Origin of the sequence: Brachybacterium sp. HMSC06H03, from assembly GCF_001807385.1 — a bacterium.
In the GTDB taxonomy this organism is placed as follows: domain Bacteria; phylum Actinomycetota; class Actinomycetes; order Actinomycetales; family Dermabacteraceae; genus Brachybacterium; species Brachybacterium conglomeratum.
In genome coordinates this window covers 1-5,773 of sequence record NZ_KV788666.1, presented here as the reverse complement: position 1 = coordinate 5,773, position 5,773 = coordinate 1, and the positions used below count along the sequence as shown (strand labels likewise).

Sequence of the window (5,773 nt, the reverse complement as noted above, 5' to 3'; positions counted from 1 at the left end):
GCCTCCTTCCGCTCCTGGGCGGCGAGGCGGGCGTCGCTGCGGCGCTGGGAGGACGAGGCAAGATCGGCGCCGAAGCCGATCAGGGCGAGCACGTAGAGCACGATCGTCACCACGATGGCGAGGTTCGAGAGCTCTGCCAGCTGCTGGTTGATCACTGGGCACTTCCTTCTCGGGGTCCGCCCGAGGCGTCCGCCTCGGGGTGCCCGGACGGTGCGGCGTCCGGGAGCCGTTGTCCATCGTGCGCCTCCGAGAGCCGGGACGCCAGTGCCTTCACGTCGTCCGCGAGCGCGGGATCGTCGCTGCGGGCGAGCCCGGCGACCTCGAGCACGGTCGTGCCGCCCTGCTCCCGCACCCGCACCCACAGGCGCCGGCGCGGCACGAACAGGGAGAGGATCAGGCCGCCGACAGCGACCAGCGCGCTGATCAGGATCCAGCGCTCGAAGGGGTTGTGGGCGATGTCGAAGGCGGCGTAGCGCTTCAGCCCGTCGAAGCTGACGGTGGTGCCGTCGGCGAGGCTGTACTCCTGGCCGGGGTACAGCCGGATCAGCACCGGGTCGCCGTCCTCCCCCGGGACCTGGGTGAGGGTGGTGAGGTCCACCTCGTACGCGTTCTGCGGCACGCCGGAGTCCAGGCCCAGGTCGCCCTGGTAGACGGTGAGGGCGAGCTGCGGGTCCAGCGCATCGGGGTAGAGGGAGCGCGGTCCCTGCTCGTCGATGGTGCCGGTGGGCAGGAAGAATCCGACCACGGCGGTCTGCTCGGGCTGGGCGTCGGGCGCCTTGAGCACCACCTGGGAGGTGTAGTTCGTGTCCCCCATCGGGACGGTGATCAGCGGCCCCTCGGCGACGACGGTGCCCTCGGGATCGGTGACCGTGATCTCGGGGGCGTAGCCGTTGCCGAGCAGGTACATCGACGCGCCCGGGACGTGCAGCGGCTTGTTGACCTGGACCGTGCGGGACTCCTGCTCCTGACCGGGGGTGGTCACCTGCACGTCGGCCTCGAAGGAGCGCGGCTCGCCGACCTTCCCCGCCTCGCCGGGCTGGACGTAGGTGGCGCGGAAATCCTCGAGGGTGAAACGGAAGTCGGGCATGTCGTTCTCGTCGAACCAGGCCCCGGACTCGAAGGAGTCGTACTGGGTCAGGGAGTTCGCGAAGCCGCCGCCCTCGACCACCGTGACCTGGCCGCGATAGCTGGTCAGGGTGCCGCCGGCGATGCACACCAGCACGCCGACCAGCGCGATGTGGAACAGGAGGTTGCCGGTCTCGCGCAGCAGCCCCCGCTCGGCGCTGACGGAGCGGCCGGCCCTCTCCTCGCGCACCTCGGCGCGGTAGCGGGAGCGGCGCAGGCTGCGATGGGCCGTCTCGATCAGGGAGTCGGCCTGCGCGCCGGGCAGCTCGAGGCGGGTGTACCCGGTGAAGCGGGTCAGGCGGGAGGGGGTGCGGGGCGGCTTCGCGCGCAGCTGCCTCAGGTGCACGCCGACGCGCGGGACGATGCAGCCGATCAGGGAGATGAACAGCAGCAGGTAGATCGCGGAGAACCACGGCGAGGAGAAGACCTCGAAGAAGCCCAGCGCGTCCAGGATCTCGCCCCAGCGGCCGTTCTCCTCGAGGAACTGCTCGGTCAGGGCCGGGTTCACGCTGCGCTGCGGGTAGAGCGAGCCGGGGATCGCGGCGACGGCCAGCAGCATGAGCAGCACGAGCGCCGTCTGCATGGAGGTCAGCTGCCGCCACAGGAACAGCAGCGTGCCGCGCAGGCCCAGGGAGGGCACGGCAGCGCGCTTCCCGTCGACCTCGGGCTTGCTGGACCAGCTGCCGGACTCCGACGGGCCCGTGCCGGATCCGCTCGTCTCGGCGCCTGCCTCGGCGGGGCCCGTGCCGGGCCGTTCTGCGTCGTCGGTCCGGACGCCGCGGTCCGGACGGGGGTTCTTCTCGCTCATCACACCACCGGTTCGAAGGTCGCGATCATGCCCTGCAGCTCGCTCATCCAGCTCGCCCACACCCCGGTCATCAGGAGCACGCCGATCGCGATCAGCAGCGCGCCGGAGAGCAGGCCGATGCTGCGGCGGTGGGCCGACAGCTTCCTGCTGAGCCCGAGCGCGCGCTCGAACAGCAGCGCGAAGAGCACGAAGGGGATGCCGAGGCCCAGGGAGTAGGCCAGCGCCAGGACGCCGCCGCGCACGGCCGCGCCGTCGCCGCCGCCGTCCAGGGACAGCGCCACGATGGCGGCGTAGGTGGGTCCGATGCAGGGGGTCCAGCTCAGGCCGAACACCAGCCCCATCAGCGGTGCGCCGAGCAGGCCCGCGTCGGGCTTCTTCGAGGAGATCGGCTTCGTGGCCGACAGCCCCGGGATCAGGCCCATGAACACCAGGCCCATGAGGATCACGATCGCGCCGGCGACGCGGTTGATCCACACGGCATGCTCCTGGAGGAGGTAGCCGACGGCGCCGGCGAAGCCGCCGAGCGCCATGAACACCACCGCGAAGCCGGCTACGAACAGCAGGGAGCCGGCGAGCATCCGCCCGGTGCCGGGCCGCTGCGGGCGGGCGGCGCGGCGGCCGGTGCCCTTCGCGGCGGGGGCGGGGCCGGGGCCCTGTCCGGCGAGGCCCGAGACGTAGCCGAGATAGCCGGGGACCACCGGCAGCACGCACGGCGAGAGGAAGGCGACCAGGCCCGCCGCGGCGGCGACGGCGATCGCGAGCAGCAGCGATCCGGACAGGGCGGTCGCCTGGAAGGCGGCCCCGATCTCGGCGAGCATCATTCGGCGACCACCGCGTCGATCATCGCGCGGAGCACGGAGGGGTCGGCGGCGCCGGAGATGCGGGCGGCGACGCGCCCCTCGCGGTCGAGCACGAGCGTGGAAGGGACGGCGTTCGGGGCGACCTGGCCGCGCAGGGCGTACATGATCTCCGCGCCGGTGTCGGGCACGGAGGGGTAGGTGATCCCGTACTTCTCCTCGAAGGCCTGCGCGGGGCCGGCGGCATCGCGCACGTTGATGCCGAGGAAGGAGACGCCCTTCTCGGCGTACTCCTCGTGGATGGCCTGCAGGTCCGGCGCCTCCTTGCGGCAGGGCGGGCAGGAGGCGTACCAGACGTTCAGCACGAGCACCTCACCACGGGTGTCCGCGAGGTCGACCGGCTCCTGGTCGAAGGTGGTGCCGGTGAAGGCGATCGCCTCGCCGCGCTCGGCGGCGGGGATCTCGACGGAGACCCCGTCGCCGGAGACGTAGCCCGCGTCCCCGGAGGCGTAGCGGTCGGAGGTGTCGGTCCCGCAGGCGGCCAGCAGCACGCCCAGCGGCGCCGCGGCGGCCACGCGGAGGAGTCCGCGCCGGCTCGGGACGGGGCGCGGGGTCCTCATGTGAGCTTCCCTCCGGTCGCGTCGACGGCGCCGTCGTAGAGGGCTGCGGCGGGCTCGGCGTAGCCGACGTCCGACAGGTGCGGGCCGACGAAGTGCAGGCTCGTCACCGAGCAGAGACCGCACTCGCGCCGGCGCGGGTCGTGGAACAGGGGCTTGCCCTCCGCGCTGCGCCGGGTGACCCAGATCGGCAGCTGGTGCAGCACCAGCACGGCCTCGCGGCCCTCGGCCTCGGCGCGGGCCTCGTGCACGGCGGAGACCACGCGCGCGACCTGCTCCCGGTAGGGCTCGCCCCAGGAGGGGCGGAAGGGGTTGACGAACCAGCGCCAGTTGCGCGGGTCGGTGAGCTTCGCGTCGCCGTGGCCCATGCGCTGGCCCTCGAAGCGGTTGCCCGATTCGATGAGGCGCTGGTCCGTCGAGATCTCGAGGTCGTGCGCGGCGGCGATCGGGGCGGCGGTCTGCTGGGCGCGCAGCAGCGGCGAGGAGCGCACGAGGGCGACGTCGGCCCCGGCGAGGTGCTCGCCGACGCGCTGCGCCATCTGCTCACCACGGACGCTGAGCCGGTATCCGGGCAGGCGCCCATACAGGATGCGCTCCGGGTTGTGCACCTCGCCGTGGCGGACGAGGTGCACCGTGGTGGTGGTCATCGCTGGGGGCTCCCTCTCGCTGTCGCAGGCTCTCGCGAGCCGCCTCACGGTACCAACCCCACCTCCGGATCAGCTCCGAGCCGGGGCGTCCTCGTGAGGTGCCGGACATCCGACGGCGATCGGGGCGTCCTCCGCGATGGTCCGGCCGAGGATCCTGCCGAGCTCGAGCAGGTCGTCGTGGCCGATGACGTCCAGCAGGAGATCGCGGACGGAGCGCACGTGCGTGGGCGCGGCGCGCTCGAGGAGGGCCTGACCCTCGGCGGTCAGCTGGGCCTGTCGACCGCGACCGTCGGAGGAGCAGCGCACGCGCTCGACGAGGCCCCGCTTCTCCATGCGGGTGATGGTGTGGGTGAGGCGGGAGCGGGAGTGGACGACCTTGTCGGCCAGCTCGGACATGCGCAGGAACCCGCCCTCGGCCTCGTTCAGGCGCACCAGGATCTCGTACTCCCCCAGCGCCAGGCCGATCTCGGGGTCGGACTGCAGCGCCTCGCCGAACCGGTCGGTGAGCAGGGTGGTGGCGTAGAGGAAGGTGCGCCACGCCTCCTGCTCCTTCGCCGTCAGCCACAGCTCCTCGGGCGTCGAGGCACGGTCCGCCTCGTCCTGCGCGCCATCGACCGCGGGGCTCACCGAAGCCGCCGCGACCGCCTGCTCCTCGCTTGACGTCGTGTCATGCATCACGTTTCCTCTTTCCGGGGACTCATCCTCTTGCCATCATCCCCCATTCTAGTTTAGCTTTCAAGCAACATGGTGCGGAACAGCCCGACCATCGCCCGTCACCACCGGACCACCATCAGAAGGAGACATCTCATGAGCGACCTCACCCCCGGCACCTGGACCCTCGACCCCGCCCACACCTCCGCGGCGTTCACCGTGCGCCACGCCGGCATCTCGAAGGCCCGCGGCCAGTTCACCGATGTCGAGGGCGAGCTCGTCGTCGCCGAGGGCGGCGAGGACCTGGCCTTCACCGCGACCCTGAAGACCGAGTCGGTCTCCACCTCCAACCCGGACCGCGACGCGCACCTCAAGAGCGCCGACTTCTTCGACGTCGAGAACAACCCGACGATCACCTTCCGCTCCACCGAGCTCAAGGGCGACACCCTCCACGGCGAGCTGACCATCAACGGCATCACCAAGCCGGTCGAGCTCGACTTCGCCTACGAGGGAGCCGCGACCGATCCCTTCGGCGTCTACCGCGCGGGCTTCACCGGCGAGACCACCATCTCCCGCAAGGAGTTCGGCCTCACCTGGAATGCCGCCCTCGAGGCCGGTGGCGTGCTGGTCGCCGACTCCGTGAAGATCTCCATCGAGGCCGAGTTCACCGCCCCGACCGCGGCCTGATCTCCCCCTCTCGGGGGCGCCCCGCGCCGCCCGGTCCCACGGGCCGTCCGCTGCATGCGGGCGGCCCGTCGTCGTCCCCGTCATCCGTCCGCTCCTCCGCCCGATATGGTGCCGCCCATGACCTCGCAGCACGTCCCCTCCCCCAGCGATCCCGACGCCCGCATCCTGTACCTCACGCGGGAGGGCTGCCATCTGTGCGACGACGCGCTGCCGGTGGTGCGGGCCGAGGCCGATCGCGCCGGCACCGCCGTCGAGGTGCGGGACATCGACGCCGACGCGCGCCTGCGCGAGGACTGGGACCACGACGTGCCGGTGATCATCGTGGACGGGAAGGTCCACGCCCGCTACCGGGTCGATGCCGAGCAGCTGCGCACCGCGCTGCGCCGTCGCCCCTGGTGGCGCCGCCTCACCGGCCCCGCCAGATCGCCCGGGAGAGCACCG

At 72.1% G+C, this 5,773-nt stretch carries 7 protein-coding genes; 2 read left to right on the top strand and 5 right to left on the bottom strand.

Translation table 11 applies throughout. The features are described 5' to 3' along the window. Positions 1 to 151: 151 nt before the first annotated feature. The 5 genes from HMPREF3159_RS02165 to HMPREF3159_RS02145 all read right to left on the bottom strand — a co-directional run bounded on the left by HMPREF3159_RS02165 (position 152) and on the right by HMPREF3159_RS02145 (position 4,669). On the bottom strand, positions 152 to 1,933 hold the full coding sequence (locus HMPREF3159_RS02165; protein ID WP_070499476.1) for a cytochrome c biogenesis protein ResB: 1,782 nt from the start codon (positions 1,931 to 1,933) through the stop codon (positions 152 to 154). Next, a complete protein-coding gene (locus HMPREF3159_RS02160) occupies positions 1,933 to 2,754 on the bottom strand; it encodes a cytochrome c biogenesis CcdA family protein (protein WP_083305749.1) in 822 nt (273 codons plus the stop codon). Before HMPREF3159_RS02160 ends, HMPREF3159_RS02165 begins: the two co-directional genes overlap by 1 nt. Beyond that, entirely contained in the window at positions 2,751 to 3,350 is a 600-nt protein-coding gene (locus HMPREF3159_RS02155) for a TlpA family protein disulfide reductase (protein WP_070499475.1), read from the bottom strand. Before HMPREF3159_RS02155 ends, HMPREF3159_RS02160 begins: the two co-directional genes overlap by 4 nt. Beyond that, positions 3,347 to 3,994 (bottom strand): histidine phosphatase family protein, encoded by a 648-nt coding sequence (locus tag HMPREF3159_RS02150; RefSeq protein ID WP_070499474.1) that lies wholly within the window; start codon positions 3,992 to 3,994, stop codon positions 3,347 to 3,349. Before HMPREF3159_RS02150 ends, HMPREF3159_RS02155 begins: the two co-directional genes overlap by 4 nt. A gap of 69 nt (positions 3,995 to 4,063) precedes the next feature. Beyond that, positions 4,064 to 4,669 (bottom strand): MarR family winged helix-turn-helix transcriptional regulator, encoded by a 606-nt coding sequence (locus tag HMPREF3159_RS02145; RefSeq protein ID WP_246821423.1) that lies wholly within the window; start codon positions 4,667 to 4,669, stop codon positions 4,064 to 4,066. 132 nt (positions 4,670 to 4,801) lie between these two features. Between HMPREF3159_RS02145 and HMPREF3159_RS02140 the strand changes: the two genes are divergently transcribed. Together HMPREF3159_RS02140 and HMPREF3159_RS02135 are read left to right on the top strand one after the other, a co-directional pair. Continuing rightward, positions 4,802 to 5,332 (top strand): YceI family protein, encoded by a 531-nt coding sequence (locus tag HMPREF3159_RS02140; protein ID WP_070499473.1) that lies wholly within the window; start codon positions 4,802 to 4,804, stop codon positions 5,330 to 5,332. Positions 5,333 to 5,449: 117 nt separating this feature from the next. Next, positions 5,450 to 5,773: glutaredoxin family protein (locus HMPREF3159_RS02135; RefSeq protein WP_070499477.1), on the top strand; the 324-nt coding region annotated here is incomplete at its 3' end.